This window comes from Mesorhizobium sp. W016 (genome assembly GCF_054719485.1).
In genome coordinates, this window is sequence record NZ_JBTTIF010000002.1 from 5,603,064 (window position 1) to 5,616,682 (window position 13,619).

17 protein-coding genes are annotated in these 13,619 nt (G+C 63.0%); 12 read left to right on the forward strand and 5 right to left on the reverse strand.

Going from position 1 to position 13,619, the window contains the following annotated elements; translation table 11 throughout:
- Positions 1–31: 31 nt before the first annotated feature.
- Together ACYG9V_RS27450 and ACYG9V_RS27455 are read right to left on the reverse strand one after the other, a co-directional pair.
- Entirely contained in the window at positions 32–346 is a 315-nt protein-coding gene (locus ACYG9V_RS27450; protein ID WP_023672022.1) for a hypothetical protein, read from the reverse strand.
- A 145-nt stretch (positions 347–491) separates the two neighbouring features.
- Entirely contained in the window at positions 492–1,385 is an 894-nt protein-coding gene (locus ACYG9V_RS27455; protein ID WP_023672023.1) for a branched-chain amino acid aminotransferase, read from the reverse strand.
- A 244-nt stretch (positions 1,386–1,629) separates the two neighbouring features.
- Here ACYG9V_RS27455 and ACYG9V_RS27460 point away from each other — a divergent pair, with 244 nt between their 5' ends.
- The 4 genes from ACYG9V_RS27460 (at position 1,630) to ACYG9V_RS27475 (ending at position 5,606) form a co-directional block, all read left to right on the forward strand.
- The gene (locus ACYG9V_RS27460; RefSeq protein WP_023683723.1) at positions 1,630–2,163 is read left to right on the forward strand and encodes a MarR family winged helix-turn-helix transcriptional regulator; all 534 of its coding nucleotides are present in this window, start codon (positions 1,630–1,632) and stop codon (positions 2,161–2,163) included.
- Entirely contained in the window at positions 2,150–2,869 is a 720-nt protein-coding gene (locus ACYG9V_RS27465) for a response regulator (protein ID WP_023672025.1), read from the forward strand. The genes ACYG9V_RS27460 and ACYG9V_RS27465 overlap by 14 nt, the downstream gene beginning before the upstream one ends.
- A gap of 76 nt (positions 2,870–2,945) precedes the next feature.
- Positions 2,946–4,361, forward strand: a complete 1,416-nt coding sequence (locus tag ACYG9V_RS27470; RefSeq protein ID WP_023672026.1) for an ATP-binding protein — start codon at positions 2,946–2,948, stop codon at positions 4,359–4,361.
- Positions 4,362–4,583: 222 nt separating this feature from the next.
- Complete coding sequence (locus ACYG9V_RS27475; RefSeq protein WP_352762326.1) at positions 4,584–5,606, forward strand: glycosyltransferase family 4 protein; 1,023 nt, start codon at positions 4,584–4,586, stop codon at positions 5,604–5,606.
- Between the two features lie 10 nt (positions 5,607–5,616).
- Here ACYG9V_RS27475 and ACYG9V_RS27480 read toward each other — a convergent pair whose 3' ends face one another.
- From ACYG9V_RS27480 to ACYG9V_RS27490, 3 genes are all read right to left on the reverse strand, one after another.
- Positions 5,617–5,976 (reverse strand): tRNA-binding protein, encoded by a 360-nt coding sequence (locus ACYG9V_RS27480; protein ID WP_023672028.1) that lies wholly within the window; start codon positions 5,974–5,976, stop codon positions 5,617–5,619.
- Positions 5,977–5,982: 6 nt separating this feature from the next.
- A complete protein-coding gene (locus ACYG9V_RS27485; RefSeq protein ID WP_006202532.1) occupies positions 5,983–6,483 on the reverse strand; it encodes a type III secretion system chaperone family protein in 501 nt (166 codons plus the stop codon).
- 316 nt (positions 6,484–6,799) lie between these two features.
- The gene (locus tag ACYG9V_RS27490) at positions 6,800–7,102 is read right to left on the reverse strand and encodes an accessory factor UbiK family protein (protein ID WP_023672029.1); all 303 of its coding nucleotides are present in this window, start codon (positions 7,100–7,102) and stop codon (positions 6,800–6,802) included.
- Positions 7,103–7,179: 77 nt separating this feature from the next.
- Here ACYG9V_RS27490 and ACYG9V_RS27495 point away from each other — a divergent pair, with 77 nt between their 5' ends.
- The 8 genes from ACYG9V_RS27495 (at position 7,180) to ACYG9V_RS27530 (ending at position 13,617) form a co-directional block, all read left to right on the forward strand.
- The gene (locus ACYG9V_RS27495; RefSeq protein ID WP_023683721.1) at positions 7,180–7,350 is read left to right on the forward strand and encodes a hypothetical protein; all 171 of its coding nucleotides are present in this window, start codon (positions 7,180–7,182) and stop codon (positions 7,348–7,350) included.
- Positions 7,351–7,502: 152 nt separating this feature from the next.
- A complete protein-coding gene (locus ACYG9V_RS27500; RefSeq protein WP_023683720.1) occupies positions 7,503–7,742 on the forward strand; it encodes a BrnA antitoxin family protein in 240 nt (79 codons plus the stop codon).
- Positions 7,743–7,845: 103 nt separating this feature from the next.
- Positions 7,846–8,730, forward strand: a complete 885-nt coding sequence (gene lgt / locus ACYG9V_RS27505; protein WP_352762327.1) for a prolipoprotein diacylglyceryl transferase — start codon at positions 7,846–7,848, stop codon at positions 8,728–8,730.
- A complete protein-coding gene (locus ACYG9V_RS27510; protein ID WP_023683719.1) occupies positions 8,727–9,791 on the forward strand; it encodes a class I SAM-dependent methyltransferase in 1,065 nt (354 codons plus the stop codon). Before lgt ends, ACYG9V_RS27510 begins: the two co-directional genes overlap by 4 nt.
- A 151-nt stretch (positions 9,792–9,942) precedes the next feature.
- Positions 9,943–10,737, forward strand: coding sequence for a peptidoglycan editing factor PgeF (gene pgeF / locus ACYG9V_RS27515; RefSeq protein WP_023695793.1), 795 nt, complete (start codon positions 9,943–9,945; stop codon positions 10,735–10,737).
- Positions 10,737–11,888, forward strand: coding sequence for a M24 family metallopeptidase (locus ACYG9V_RS27520; protein WP_352762329.1), 1,152 nt, complete (start codon positions 10,737–10,739; stop codon positions 11,886–11,888). The genes pgeF and ACYG9V_RS27520 overlap by 1 nt, the downstream gene beginning before the upstream one ends.
- 55 nt (positions 11,889–11,943) lie before the next feature.
- On the forward strand, positions 11,944–12,540 hold the full coding sequence (locus ACYG9V_RS27525; protein WP_023686118.1) for a hypothetical protein: 597 nt from the start codon (positions 11,944–11,946) through the stop codon (positions 12,538–12,540).
- Positions 12,541–12,681: 141 nt separating this feature from the next.
- The gene (locus ACYG9V_RS27530) at positions 12,682–13,617 is read left to right on the forward strand and encodes a ribose-phosphate pyrophosphokinase (protein ID WP_023686119.1); all 936 of its coding nucleotides are present in this window, start codon (positions 12,682–12,684) and stop codon (positions 13,615–13,617) included.
- Positions 13,618–13,619: the final 2 nt, after the last annotated feature.

A 13,619-nucleotide genomic window follows, 5' to 3' on the forward strand; every position in this document is an offset into this window, starting at 1 on the left:
TCGCCGTGAAACGGTGAATGATCTAGTTGGCTTACTTCTTCATCGCGCCCATGACCGCACCGATGATGCCGGTCAGGATGGCGCCGCCGCCGGCGCCGCCGAGCAGGTTTTTGAGGTTCAGCGTATCGCCCAATCCGCCCGCTGCCGTTGCAGCCGCTGCCGGGTCGGCCGTGCCGCCGAGCAGGCTGCCGAGGATCGCCGCCCCGCCAACGCCGCCAACCGCGCCGCCGAGGATTTTGGTCAACTGGCCCATCGCCGCATTCTTCAGCGCAACGCCGACCGCCTGACCACCGACAACACCTGCAATTACCTGTACAACGAGCGCAATGAGCGTATTCGTATCCATGTACCTAGTCCCTCCATAGCTGCCAGCCTCCCGGGCCGACACCATCATGAGACGCTGAATTGTACGAAAGTCAAATGCACAGATGCTGAAATAAAGGGGCCGGCCTCAAAACCGCCCCTGCTTGCGAAAAAAGCTGTGACTTTCGTTATTCTGCGGCTATCGCATGCTTAGGTTGCACCGCAGCAGAATAGTCGTTCATCAAAGTCTTGGCGATCTCGCCGACCTCGAATCGGTACGGACCGATCTCGGAGACCGGCGTCACTTCCGCTGCCGTTCCGGTGAGGAAGCACTGTTCGAAGCCTTCGAGTTCCTCAGGCATGATGGCGCGCTCGACGACTTCAAGGCCGCGGTCCTTGGCGAGGCCGATGACGGTGCGGCGGGTGATGCCGTCGAGGAAGCAATCGGGCTTCGGCGTGTGGATCTTGCCATCCTTGACGAAGAAGATGTTGGCGCCCGTTGCTTCGGCGACCTGGCCGCGCCAGTCGAGCATCATGGCATCGGCATAGCCCTTGGCCTCGGCGGCATGCTTGGACATGGTGCAGATCATGTAGAGGCCGGCGGCCTTCGACTTCGACGGCGCGGTGCGCGGATCGGGCCGGCGCCATTCCGCCAGATCGAGACGGATGCCCTTGAGCTTCTGCGCCGGGTCGAAATAGCTCGGCCATTGCCAGATGGCGATGGCGCAGTTGATGCGGCTGTTCTGCGCCGACACCCCCATCTGTTCGCTGCCGCGCCAGGCGATCGGCCTGACATAGGCGTCCTGGAAACCCTGCTTCTTCAGAAGCGTGGTCGAGGCGTCATTGAGCTCGGCCACGGAATAGGGAATATTGAAGCCGAGCAGGCGCGCCGATTCATGCAGACGCTCGGTGTGCTCGTTGAGCTTGAAGATGGCGCCGCCATAGGCGCGCTCGCCCTCGAAGACGGCGCTGGCATAGTGCAGGCCGTGGGTCAGCACGTGGATCTTGGCATCGGCCCATTTGACGAACTCGCCGTTGATCCAGATGAAGCCGTCCAGTTGGTCGAAGGGAACGGATGCCATGGAAACCTCCCGCGGGCGGCGACCCGCACATCATTAGTGTTGTTCTTGTTGCGCGACAGCCGCGTCGGGCGGCCCTTGAAGCGTAAGCGGAGAATCGAACTCTGGCAAACTCAGGAAGTTCCGGAAAAACCGCACTCCCTTGCCTTTTCGTTCGCATTCAGCCGAAAAGCTTGTCAAAAATTACCATTGCGGGGAAATTACGTCAATAGTACTGACATAATTTCCCTCTATGGACGGAGAAATGATGACGGATCGAAGCCCAGCTGCCGGAAAACCGATCAAGACGCCGATCACCGACGAGGACGGCATCGACTTCGCCATCATCGAACTGTTCTTCTTTGCGTATCGCGATTTCACTTCCGATCCGGACCAGATCCTGGCCGATTACGGCTTTGGCCGCGCCCATCACCGGGTGCTGCATTTCGTCAACCGCCGGCCGGGACTGACGGTCGCTGAACTGCTCGACGTGCTCAAGATCACCAAGCAGAGCCTGGCGCGGGTGCTCAAGCAGTTGATCGACACCGACCATATCGTGCAATTGCAGGGTCCGCGCGACCGCCGCCAGCGGGAGCTCTATCCGACAGCCAAGGGGCGCGCCCTGGCGCTGGCCCTGGCGCGGCCACAGTCACGCCGCATCCGTGCTGCATTGGAAGATTCCGGAGCCAGCGAGCGTCCCTTGATCGAACGATTCCTGGAAGCCATGGTCAATCCGGAACTAAGGGCGCAGATCGACATTGTGCCTGCAAACATGTCAGGGAAAAGCCATGGAGACCATTGAGAGGGTGGACCAGCCGACGGCGCCGGACGATGACGCGCCGCATCTGCTTGTGGTCGACGACGACACCCGCATTCGCAATTTGCTCAAGCAGTATCTGACCGAAAATGGTTTTCGCGTCACAGTTGCCGGAAATGCCGGCGAGGCCAGGCGCAAGCTCGCCGGGCTCGACTTCGACCTCCTTGTCCTCGACGTCATGATGCCCGGAGAGACCGGCGTCGACCTCACCAAGGCGCTGCGGGCGGAGAAGAACGTGCCGATCCTGATGCTCACCGCGCTATCGGAAACCGACAGCCGCATCACCGGGCTCGAGGCCGGCGCCGACGACTATCTGCCCAAGCCCTTCGACCCGCGCGAACTGATCCTGCGCATCAACAACATCCTGCGCCGCGGCGGCCCGGCGACGACGCCCAAGGTCGAGCAGCTGGTCTTCGGCCCCTACACCTTCCAGATCGCCAGGCGCGAGCTGAAGCGGGGCGGCGAGGCTCTGAAGCTGACCGACCGCGAGCAGGAGATCCTGGCGATCTTTGCCGCGCGGGCCGGCGAAACCATCCCGCGCCATGAGCTTGTCGGCGACGATTCGGAAGTCGGCGAGCGCACCATCGACGTTCAGATCAACCGGCTGCGCCGCAAGATCGAGCGCGATCCGTCCAATCCGGTCTGGCTGCAGACGGTGCGCGGTATTGGGTATCGGCTCAGCGTGGAATAGAATGCCGCTGACGGCCGCCCTTTGGCCATAGATATGTGGCCATCGACCAGCGGCCATTGACCCAGCGGAAGGATAAATGGCGACCACGCAACTGGAACGGCCGGAACAAGGCGGCTTTGGCGCGCGCGTATCACGCGCGCTGAAAGCAATGCCGCGTGCCTGGAAGCGGTTCTGGCGGCTGGTTGCGTTCTATATGCCCAAGCGGCTTTATGCCCGCTCGCTGATCATCGTCATCGCGCCGATGATCCTTCTGCAGTCGGTCGTCGCCTTCGACTTCATGGAACGCCACTGGGCAACCGTGACGCAGCGCCTGTCGCAGGCCACCGTGCGCGACATCGCCGCGATCATCGACATGATCGAGACCTATCCGCATGATGGCGACTACGCCAACATCATCCGCATCGCCCAGGACCGCATGCAGTTGAAGGTCGACCTCTTGCCGCCCGACCCGTTGCCGGCGCCTGGACCCAAGCCCTTCTTCTCGATCCTTGACGACGTCCTTTCCACCGAGATCACCCGCCAGATCAACCGCCCGTTCTGGATCGACACGGTCGGCAATTCCAACATCGTCGAGGTCCGCATCCAGCTCGAGGGCAAGGTGCTGCGCGTCTTCGTGCGCCGCAGCCAGGCCTATGCCTCCAACACCCACATCTTCCTGATCTGGATGGTCGGGACGTCGCTGGTGCTGCTGACGATCGCCATCCCCTTCCTTCGCAACCAGATCCGGCCGATCCTGTCTCTGGCCGAGGCCGCCGAAAGCTTCGGCAAGGGCCGGCCGATGCCGCGCGATTTCCGCCCACGCGGCGCCGAGGAGGTTCGACGGGCCGGCTTTGCCTTCATCCAGATGCGCGAGCGCATCGAACGCCAGCTGGAACAGCGCACCGCCATGCTGACCGGCGTCAGCCACGATCTCAGAACCATCCTCACCCGCTTCAAGCTGCAGCTGGCGCTGGCTGGCGGCAAGCCCGAGACCAAGGCCGCGCTCAACCAGGACATCGACGACATGCAGTCGATGCTGGAAGGCTATATCGCCTTTGCCCGCGGCGAAGCGTCGGAAGATGCCGGCCATTTCGATCTCGAGGCCTATTTCCAAAAGCTCGGCGAGGAGGCGTCGCTGCACAAGCGCAAGCTATCGACCGTGCTTGCCGGTGATCCGGACGTGCATGTGCGCCCGCACGCTTTCGCCCGGCTGTTGTCCAATGTCGCCGGCAATGCCTTGCGCTATGCCAAGACGGTGGAGATCAGCGCCGATCACGGCCGCGGCTCACTCGTCGTCACCATCGACGATGACGGTCCGGGCATCCCGCCGGAAAAGCGCGAGGACGTGTTCAAACCGTTCGTGCGGCTCGACGAGGCGCGCAACCTCGACGCCAGCGGCACCGGCCTTGGTCTCTCTATCGCCCGCGATATTGCCCGCAGCCATGGCGGCGACATCATGCTGGAAGACAGCCCGCTCGGCGGCCTGCGGGCGGTGATCAAGGTGCCCGCCTGACCAAAGCATGATCTGGAAGGCGGGCTCGGCCAAAAACCACCTTCATCCGCCCGTCATGAAACCATGGTCAAGAGCGCGCATGAAGCGCGCGACCTCAGTTGATTCGGCTCAGCCGCCTTACTTCGACCTCGTGCATGCCCGGGTGCGGTGGAGCGAAGCGAGGGCAGCCGGCCCGTACCGCTATCGCATCAAGGCAACCGTCGACCCGAGCAAAGGACCGCCATGCGCATCCTGATGGTCACCGACGCCTGGCGGCCGCAAGTCAACGGCGTCGTCCACACGCTGGAGCGGCTCACCGAAACGCTGAAAACCTTCGACGTTGCGGTCGACTTCCTGACCCCGAACATCTTTCGCACCTTGCCGTTGCCGACCTACCCCGACATCAGGCTGGCGCTGACCACGCCCGGTCATGTCGCGCGGCTGATCGAGGCTCGCAAGGCCGACCATATCCATATCGTCACCGAAGGCCCGCTCGGCATCATGGCGCGGCGCTATTGCCGCAATGCTGGCCGTCCCTTTACCACCAGCTATCACACCCGCTTTCCCGAATATCTCAGCGCCCGCCTGCCGGTGCCGGAGAGCTGGGCCTATCGCTGGCTGCGTGATTTCCACAATTCGGGACAAGGCACGCTGGTCGCCACCCAGTCGCTGGCGGAGGACCTTGCGTTGCGAGGCTTCACCAAGCTCAGGCCGTGGACGCGGGGCGTCGACACCGATCACTTCCGCCCGGACAAGAAGAAGGACCTCGGCTTTCCCGGCCCGGTATTCCTGTGCGTCGGCCGCGTCGCCATCGAGAAGAACCTGAGCGCCTTCCTCGATCTCGACCTGCCCGGCAGCAAGGTGATCGTCGGCGAAGGACCGGAACTGGCTAGGCTCAGGGCGAAGTACCCGCAGGCGCACTTCCTCGGCCATCGCCCGAACGATGAGCTGGCCGAGATCTACGCCTCGGCTGATGTTTTCGTTTTCCCCAGCCGCACCGACACGTTCGGCAACGTCATCATCGAGGCGCTGGCCAGCGGCACGCCGGTGGCCGCCTATCCGGTCACCGGACCGATCGACATTGTCGGCGACGGCATCGGCGGCGCGGTGTCGACCGATCTGCGCGAGGCCTCGCTCGCCGCGCTCAATGTCGACCGCGCCGAGGCGCGCGAACGCGCCATGCGCTACAGCTGGAAAGCCTGCGCCGAAATGTTCATGGACACGGTCGAAGAGGCGCTGAGCACAAGGCGCAAGCTGGCCGCCTGACGCAATCTTCCTAAAACAACCTGCCGCCGTCCGGCACCTTGCGCTCGATGGCGCCAAGGACCACGGCGCCTTCCTCATCAGGGAAGCCGAGCGTGAGCACTTCCGACATGAACGGACCGATCTGGCGCGGCGGGAAATTCACCACCGCAAACACCTGCCGTCCCACCAGCGTTTCCGGCGCATAGTATTTCGTGATCTGTGCCGAGGATTTCTTCACGCCGATCTCAGGGCCGAAATCGATCTTCAGCTTGAAGGCGGGTTTGCGCGCCTCGGGGAAAGGCTCGGCCTCGACGATCGTGCCGGCACGGATGTCGACACGATCAAAATCGGCAAAGCTGATCTCGGGCTTGCGCGCGCTGCTCGAACTCATGGAAGCTCAAGCGTTGCCATAGGTCTCGAACAGGACGCCGGCCAGCGCATCCTTGGCCGAGGTTCCCGACCAGACAACGAACTGGAAGGCCTGGAAATAGCACTCGCAGGCTTCAAGCGCCGACGACAAAAGCACCTCGACCTGCTGGCTCGACGGTTCGACCCCGCCGGCGAGCAGCAGCGACTGGCGAAACATGATCGCGCCCTCCTGCTCCCAGAGATCGAAATGGCCAAACAGCATCTGCTCGTTGATCAGCGACAAAAGCCGCATCACTTCCAGCGCGCGGGCTTCCGGCACCTTGATGTCGAAAGCACAGGCCAGATGCAGCGCCTCGAAATCCTCCATCCATGAGAAGGAGACGTGATAGTCGGTCCAGCTGCCGGCAACCGAGATCGAGATTTCGTCATCGCCGGCCCGTTCGAAGGACCAGTCATTGTTATGGGCGACCTGCTCGATGACATCCACCGGATGGATTTCGCGGGAGAATTCGAGTTCGAGAAGTTCCATGGAATGCTTCCTGTGTTCAGGGGAGCGCCACACGCTCCGCGGGGCACACACGACGAACAATCTTGTCTTGAACTCGGACGGCCAGGACTTCACGACACAAAGACCCCGGACCGGACCCCACCGCCCGGCCGCATGACCCTGCTCCGAATCATGCAACAAATTCAGTCTATTGATCGGGAGTCGCGTGAACAGCCTAATTTTTCGCACTGCGTCATCAGCATGTGGAAAGGCGCTGTCACAAAGATTCATGCATCGCCGGTAAACGATTCACGGCAAAGCATTTTTTCGGATTGTGCTTTGTGGAAAAGTTCAAATTTTATTTTTTTGCTTTGGGCTTTGCCGCAGCCACAGGTGCGGCCTGTCCGGTCAATTCGGCAAGCCTGGCCTCGAGCGCATCGATGCGGGCGGCCAGCCTGGTGTTTTCTTCGCGGGCCTTGGCAGCCATGTCGCGGGCAGCCTCGAACTCCTCGCGCTGCACCACATCCATGGTGTTGAGGATGCGCTCGGCCTGCCCCTTGAAGGCAGTCTCCACCTCGCGGCGCACGCCTTGTGCGGCACCCGCGGCATCGGTCATCAGCTTGGCGAATTCATCGAGAATGCGGTTCGGTCCGGTCGACATGGCAAATCCTCGCTTGCTGGAATTGACGTAGTGGCACTGCCTGCGGAATGCAAGAACGTTGAAGCTGGTGCGGCTTCATGTCGGACGCGATTTGGCTCACGGTCCGGCCGACAGATTGCTATTATCGCAAATGGATTCTTGGAACGACGGTTGCCGTGACGGACAGTGCGGACTTGGAGAAGCGCTTTGCAGCACTCGATGCAGCACTCGCAAAGGGCATTTCGGATGCCAGTGCGGGCCGGGTCTAGCCTGGCGACGAGGTGCTGGACAGGCTTGAAGCCAAATACAGGGCAATGGCAGAGAGAACCAAGTGAAGTTACTGGTCTTCACCGACCAGCGGCCTAGTGTTTTCCTCACGACTTGCTCCAGGCAAGAAGTCACTCGCATTCAGGATCAACCAATGGCAACGCCCCCGCGCCGACCGACCAATCCGATGGAAGCCGCTGAAGCGGCCTTCAAGCCGGTCAAGAAACCCGCGCCTCCCATTCGCGAACCCTCCGCCGCACCAAACGTTCGCGAGCTTGTCTCGATCAGGATCGATCGCGCCGTGCTCGACCATTTCCAGGAAGATGGCCCCGGCTGGCAAGACAGGATCAACGATGCGCTCAGGCAATTGGTCGCCGGCAAGCCGCAGGGTTGAGCCCATTATCTCTGACGATCAGGCTGTCGTCACCTTGCCTTGACCCCGCCAAAACCCTGCCGCATGGTCCGCGCCCTAACGCGAGCCCTCCCGGGAGATCCTGTTGAACGACTATTTCCTGCTGCCGATGGCGTCGCTGTCCTTCCCCAACATCGACCCGATCCTGGTTCAGATCGGCCCGCTGGCGGTGCACTGGTACGGCATCGGCTATATCGTCGGCATCCTGTTCGCCTGGTGGTACGCCAAGCGGCTCGTCACCAACACAAGGCTGTGGCCTGATGGCGTCTTGCCGATGAAGCCGATCGACCTCGACGATTTCATCGTCTGGGCTGCCGTCGGCGTCGTGCTTGGCGGCCGCACCGGCTATGTGCTGTTCTACGATTTAAAGCGCTATATCGACCACCCGCTCGACATCTTCGCCGTCTGGCAGGGCGGCATGTCGTTCCATGGCGGCCTGCTTGGGGTCATCCTCGCCATCACGCTGTTTTCCCTCAAGCGCGGCATCCGCACCTGGACACTGTTCGACGTGGTGGCAGCCGGCGTGCCGGTCGGGCTCGGCCTCGTCCGCATCGCGAACTTCGTCAATGCCGAACTCTGGGGTCGCGTGACCGACGTGTCGTGGGGCGTCGTCTTCTGCAACGAGCGTCTCCAGCAGACCGTGGCGGGTTGTGTCGCGGGCCTGGAGCCTCGCCATCCGAGCCAGCTCTACGAAGCGCTGCTCGAGGGCGCGGTGCTGTTCCTGGTCCTGCGCTTCCTCACCCATTCGCGGCTGAAGCTGAAGACGCCGCGCTTTGTCGGCGGCGCCTTCATTTGCGGCTACGGCCTGTCACGCATCTTCGTCGAGTTCTTCCGCGAGCCCGACCAGCAGCTCGGCTACCTCCTCGGCGGCTGGCTCACCATGGGCATGGTGCTGTCGCTGCCGATGGTGCTGGCCGGCATCTGGGCGATGGCCACAGCCAAACCGGCGCCGCAACCACAGCCGGCATGACACGGCTGAAGACCCGCATCGTCGACCTGATCGGCGCGCTCGGCCCCCTCCCCGTCAACGAGTACATGGCGCTCTGCCTGTTCGATCCCAGCGACGGCTACTACACCACGCGCGAGCCGTTCGGCGCCGCCGGCGACTTCGTCACCGCACCCGAGATCAGCCAGATGTTCGGCGAACTCGTCGCCGTCTGGCTCTATCAGGCCTGGCTGGCGATCGGCCGACCCCTGCCGGTCACCATCGCGGAGATCGGGCCTGGCCGCGGCACGCTGATGAAGGACATGCTTCGCACCCTGACGCGGCTCGATCCGGCTATCGCCGCCGGAGCATCCTTCGCTCTGGTCGAGACCAGTCCGCGGCTGACTGAAATCCAGAAGCAGACGCTTGCCGAAACTTCGGTTGAGCTCGGCTGGCACGAAACCATCGCCACACTACCGCAGGCGCCGTTGCTGATTGTCGGCAACGAATTGTTCGACGCTGTGCCGATCCGCCAGTTCATCCGCGCCGGCGCCGGCTGGCGCGAACGGGTGATCGGCCTCGATGTCTCAGACGAGTTGAGCTTCTTCGCCGGCGCCGGCTCGGTCGAGGCGACGCTGCTGCCGGAAGACGCCGCCGAGGCGCCACAAGGCTCTATTTTCGAAATAGCACCGGCCCGCGCGGCACTGATGGCGACCATTGCCGAACGCATAGCCGACCACGGCGGCGCCGGGCTGTTCCCCGATTACGGCCATCTCCAGCCCGGTTTCGGCGACACATTGCAGGCCGTGCGCAGGCACGCCCCCGAAGATGTGCTGGCCAATCCCGGCGAAGCCGATCTCACCGCCCATGTCGACTTCGCGGCACTGGCCGCCGTCGTGCGGGCGCATGGCCTCGATGTGGAATTGGCGACGCAGGGCGACTTTCTGCTTGGCACGGGATTGCTTGAGCGAGCTGGCCAGTTGGGCAGCCAGGCAAGCCAAGAGGCACGACAAACCATTGCCGATGCCGTCGAGCGCCTGGCCGGCCCCGACGGCATGGGCACGCTGTTCAAAATCCTGAAAATCCTGCCGCATCAGCCAGTCTGACCCTCAGAGATCGTTACAAGCCGTCTCGCCATGTCGCTTGTGGTCGCATGCCTGCTTTTGGCCAATGCAAAGTCGACGCGGCAGCACTGTCGCAATCACTCGGCCGAACTTCGCCTTGACGAAAACGCCGGCGCGGACAACAAACCCATCCATGCTGAATCAGACCAAACCGGATCCTGTTCGCTCGCCGCTGCTGGAAGCGGCCAAGCCGCGAGGTATCCGCCATGGCTATTTCACCCGTATCGGCGGCGTCTCCGGCGGCATCTATCAGGGACTTAACATCGGCACCGGCTCGGATGACGATCAGATGCTGGTCGCCGAGAACCGCCGCCGCGTCGCTGCCTGGATGGGTGTGCCGGCCAGCCATCTCCTGACCGCGCATCAGGTCCACTCGCCCGATGTCGTTATTGCCAGGGAACCCTTTCCCGGCCCGCGGCCCAAGGCCGACGCCATCGTCACCGACCGGCCGGGCATCGCCATCGGCGCCTCGACGGCCGATTGCGGCCCCGTGCTGTTCGCCGATGCGCAAGCGCGCATCATTGGCGCTGCACACGCCGGCTGGAAGGGCGCTTTCACCGGTGTGCTTGAAAACACCATTGCCGCGATGGAAAGCCTCGGCGCCCGCCGTGAGCGCATCATTGCGGTTCTCGGTCCTTCGATCGGCCCCGACAATTACGAGGTCGGGCCGGAATTCGTCGCCCGTTTCGTCGAAGCCGATGCCGAAAACATCGGCTATTTCGCGCCTTCGGCCAATCCGGCGCATGCAATGTTCGATCTCAACCTCTATACGGTCGACCGGCTGAAGAAGGCTGGCGTGACCGCGCAGGGGCTTGGCCGCTGCACCTATGCCGAGGAGGATCTCTTCTTTTCCTACCGGCGCGCGACGCATCGCAAGGAACCGGACTACGGTCGGCAGGTTTCGGCAATTGTTTTGGAGAACGGATAATGGCGCTGCATTTCGAACGGTCGGAATTTGACGCCCGGCGTGACCGGTTGATGATCGAGATGACGGAAAAGAGGCTCGATGCTGTACTGCTTTTCGCCCAGGAGAGCATGTACTGGCTAACCGGCTACGACACGTTCGGCTTCTGTTTCTTCCAGTGCCTGGTTGTGAAGGCTGACGGCTCGATGGTGCTGCTCACCCGCTCGGCCGATTTGCGCCAGGCGCGCCACACATCGATCATCGACAACATCGTGCTGTGGACCGACCGCGACGGCGCCAACCCGGCGGTCGACCTGCGCAACCTGCTCAACGACCTCAATCTCCTCGGCGCCCGCATCGGCGTCGAATACGACACCCATGGCCTGACCGCCTTCAATGGCCGCCGCGTCGACGAGCAGCTGCAGACCTTCGGCCAGATCGCCGACGCCTCCGGTATTGTCGGCCGTCTGCGCCTGTTCAAGAGCCCGGCTGAAATCGCCAAGGCCGAAAAGGCCGCCAACCTTTCCGACGACGCGCTCGACGCGGCCCGGCCGCTGATCAAGCAGGGCGGCGACGAAGCGCTGATCCTTGCCGCCATGCAGGGCGCGGTGTTTGCCGGCGGCGGCGACTATCCGGCCAATGAATTCATCATCGGCTCGGGCATCGACGCGCTGCTCTGCCGCTACAAGGCCGGGCGCCGCAAGCTGACCAAGAACGATCAGCTGACGCTCGAATGGGCCGGCGTGTTCCATCACTATCACGCGCCGATGATGCGCACCGTGCTGACCGGCAAGGCGTCGAAGCGCCATCAGGAGCTGTTCGACGCCGCCCGCGCGGCTCTTCTGGCGGTCGAGAAGGCGATGACGCCCGGCAACACCTTCGGCGACGTCTTCGACGCGCATGCCCGCACGCTGGAGGCGCACAGCCTGACCAAGCATCGGTTGAACGCCTGCGGCTATTCCGTCGGCGCCCGCTTCACCCCGTCCTGGATGGATATGCCGATGTTCTACCAGGGCAATCCCGAGCCGATCGCGCCCAACATGACATTGTTCGCGCACATGATCATCATGGACTCCGAAACCGAGACGGCGATGACGCTTGGCCGCACCTACCTGACCACCGAATCCCAGCCGAAGCCGCTTTCACGCCATGATCTCGACTTGATCGTACAGTGAATCCATAATGGTTGGTCCACGTGGGGGCGTTCGCGACTAAGGAGTTTTCGGGCAGATGAGACGATCGCATGTGACGACCGTGTCATTGCTCGCAGCGCTTGTGCTGGCCGCTTGCACCAATGCCAAGGACGTCCTTGAGCCGTCCGCCATCACGCCGCCGGCAGCCTCGGCCCAACCGGCTCAGCCCTTGGCTGCCCCGGGCATCGCGCCCGCCGCCACACCAGCGCCGGCCGTCGGCGCCACGACACCCGCCAACCCCGCGCAGAGCGCCGCCGCTTTGTCGAAGACCCGGCTGCAGATCGCGCCGATCGTCGGCGCCTCCGTGGAAGCGGCAACGCCGCTGACGGCCGAACTGCAGACACGCGCCAAGCAGCGCGGCATCACCCTTGCCGGCAGCGCCGACCAGGCCGCCACCCATGTGCTGAAGGGCTACTTCTCGACCATGACGGAAGGCAAGGATACCACCGTTATCTATGTCTGGGACGTCTATGACCCCGCTGGCAACCGTCTACACCGCATCAATGGCCAGCAGAAGGCGCCCTCGGTCAATGCCGCCGAAGGCTGGCCCGCGGTTGCACCCGCTACCATGCAGGCGATCGCCGACCAGACGATCGACCAGTTCGCGGCCTGGCTCGGCGGCAGCGCCGGCTGATCCGCCTGTTACCGGCTTCCGTTCACTGTTGACGTTTTTGAGATTAGCCGGCGGATTCCCGTCAACGAGGCTTGCAATACCGGCACGGCTCGCTACAAGCCCGATTAAGAGGACCTCCCCATCCTTCGCCAGGAACGGTGCATGAAGCTTTTCGCGGGCAATTCCAACCGGGTGCTGGCCGAAGCGGTCGCCCGCTATCTCAATGTCCCGCTGGGCAAGGCCAGCGTCAGACGCTTCGCCGATCAGGAAATCTTCGTCGAAATCCAGGAAAACGTGCGCGGCGAGGATGTCTTCATCCTGCAGTCGACCTCGTTCCCGACCAACGATCATCTGATGGAACTGCTCATCATGATCGATGCCTTCATGCGCTCCTCGGCCAAGCGCATCACCGCGGTCATCCCCTATTTCGGTTACGCCAGGCAGGATCGCCGGGCCTCGGGCCGCACACCGATCTCGGCCAAGCTGGTCGCCAACATGATCACCCGCGCTGGCGTCGACCGCGTTTTGACGCTCGACCTCCATGCCGGCCAGATCCAGGGTTTTTTCGACATTCCGACCGACAATCTGTTCTCGGTGCCGGTGATGGCCCGCGACGTGAAGGCAAAATACAAACAGCTTGCCAATGTCGTCGTCGTCTCGCCCGATATTGGCGGCGTGGTGCGCGCCCGCGCGCTCGCCAAACGCTTCGACGCACAACTGGCCATCGTCGACAAGCGCCGCGAACGTCCCGGTGAATCCGAAGTGATGAACATCATCGGCGCGGTCGCCGGCAAGGATTGCCTGCTGATCGACGACATCGTCGATTCCGGCGGCACGCTGTGCAACGCCGCCGATGCGCTGCTCGCCAACGGCGCTACCAGCGTCACCGCCTATATCACCCACGGCGTGCTGTCGGGCGGTGCGGTCGCCCGGATCAGCGGCTCGAAGCTGCAGGAACTGGTGATCACCGATTCCATCCAGCCGACGCAAGGCGTGCTCGACGCCCCGAATATCCGCGTCATCTCCATCGCCGACCTGATGGGCGAGGCGATTTCGCGCACAGCGACCGAAGAGTCCGTGTCGAGCCTGTTCGATTAATC

Coding starts and splice junctions, on each gene's coding strand:
- ACYG9V_RS27450 (WP_023672022.1), bottom strand. CDS start 346: ATGGATACGAATACGCTCATTGCGCTCGTTGTACAGGTAATTGCAGGT.
- ACYG9V_RS27455 (WP_023672023.1), bottom strand. CDS start 1,385: ATGGCATCCGTTCCCTTCGACCAACTGGACGGCTTCATCTGGATCAAC.
- ACYG9V_RS27460 (WP_023683723.1), top strand. CDS start 1,630: ATGACGGATCGAAGCCCAGCTGCCGGAAAACCGATCAAGACGCCGATC.
- ACYG9V_RS27465 (WP_023672025.1), top strand. CDS start 2,150: ATGGAGACCATTGAGAGGGTGGACCAGCCGACGGCGCCGGACGATGAC.
- ACYG9V_RS27470 (WP_023672026.1), top strand. CDS start 2,946: ATGGCGACCACGCAACTGGAACGGCCGGAACAAGGCGGCTTTGGCGCG.
- ACYG9V_RS27475 (WP_352762326.1), top strand. CDS start 4,584: ATGCGCATCCTGATGGTCACCGACGCCTGGCGGCCGCAAGTCAACGGC.
- ACYG9V_RS27480 (WP_023672028.1), bottom strand. CDS start 5,976: ATGAGTTCGAGCAGCGCGCGCAAGCCCGAGATCAGCTTTGCCGATTTT.
- ACYG9V_RS27485 (WP_006202532.1), bottom strand. CDS start 6,483: ATGGAACTTCTCGAACTCGAATTCTCCCGCGAAATCCATCCGGTGGAT.
- ACYG9V_RS27490 (WP_023672029.1), bottom strand. CDS start 7,102: ATGTCGACCGGACCGAACCGCATTCTCGATGAATTCGCCAAGCTGATG.
- ACYG9V_RS27495 (WP_023683721.1), top strand. CDS start 7,180: ATGTCGGACGCGATTTGGCTCACGGTCCGGCCGACAGATTGCTATTAT.
- ACYG9V_RS27500 (WP_023683720.1), top strand. CDS start 7,503: ATGGCAACGCCCCCGCGCCGACCGACCAATCCGATGGAAGCCGCTGAA.
- ACYG9V_RS27510 (WP_023683719.1), top strand. CDS start 8,727: ATGACACGGCTGAAGACCCGCATCGTCGACCTGATCGGCGCGCTCGGC.
- pgeF (WP_023695793.1), top strand. CDS start 9,943: ATGCTGAATCAGACCAAACCGGATCCTGTTCGCTCGCCGCTGCTGGAA.
- ACYG9V_RS27520 (WP_352762329.1), top strand. CDS start 10,737: ATGGCGCTGCATTTCGAACGGTCGGAATTTGACGCCCGGCGTGACCGG.
- ACYG9V_RS27525 (WP_023686118.1), top strand. CDS start 11,944: ATGAGACGATCGCATGTGACGACCGTGTCATTGCTCGCAGCGCTTGTG.
- ACYG9V_RS27530 (WP_023686119.1), top strand. CDS start 12,682: ATGAAGCTTTTCGCGGGCAATTCCAACCGGGTGCTGGCCGAAGCGGTC.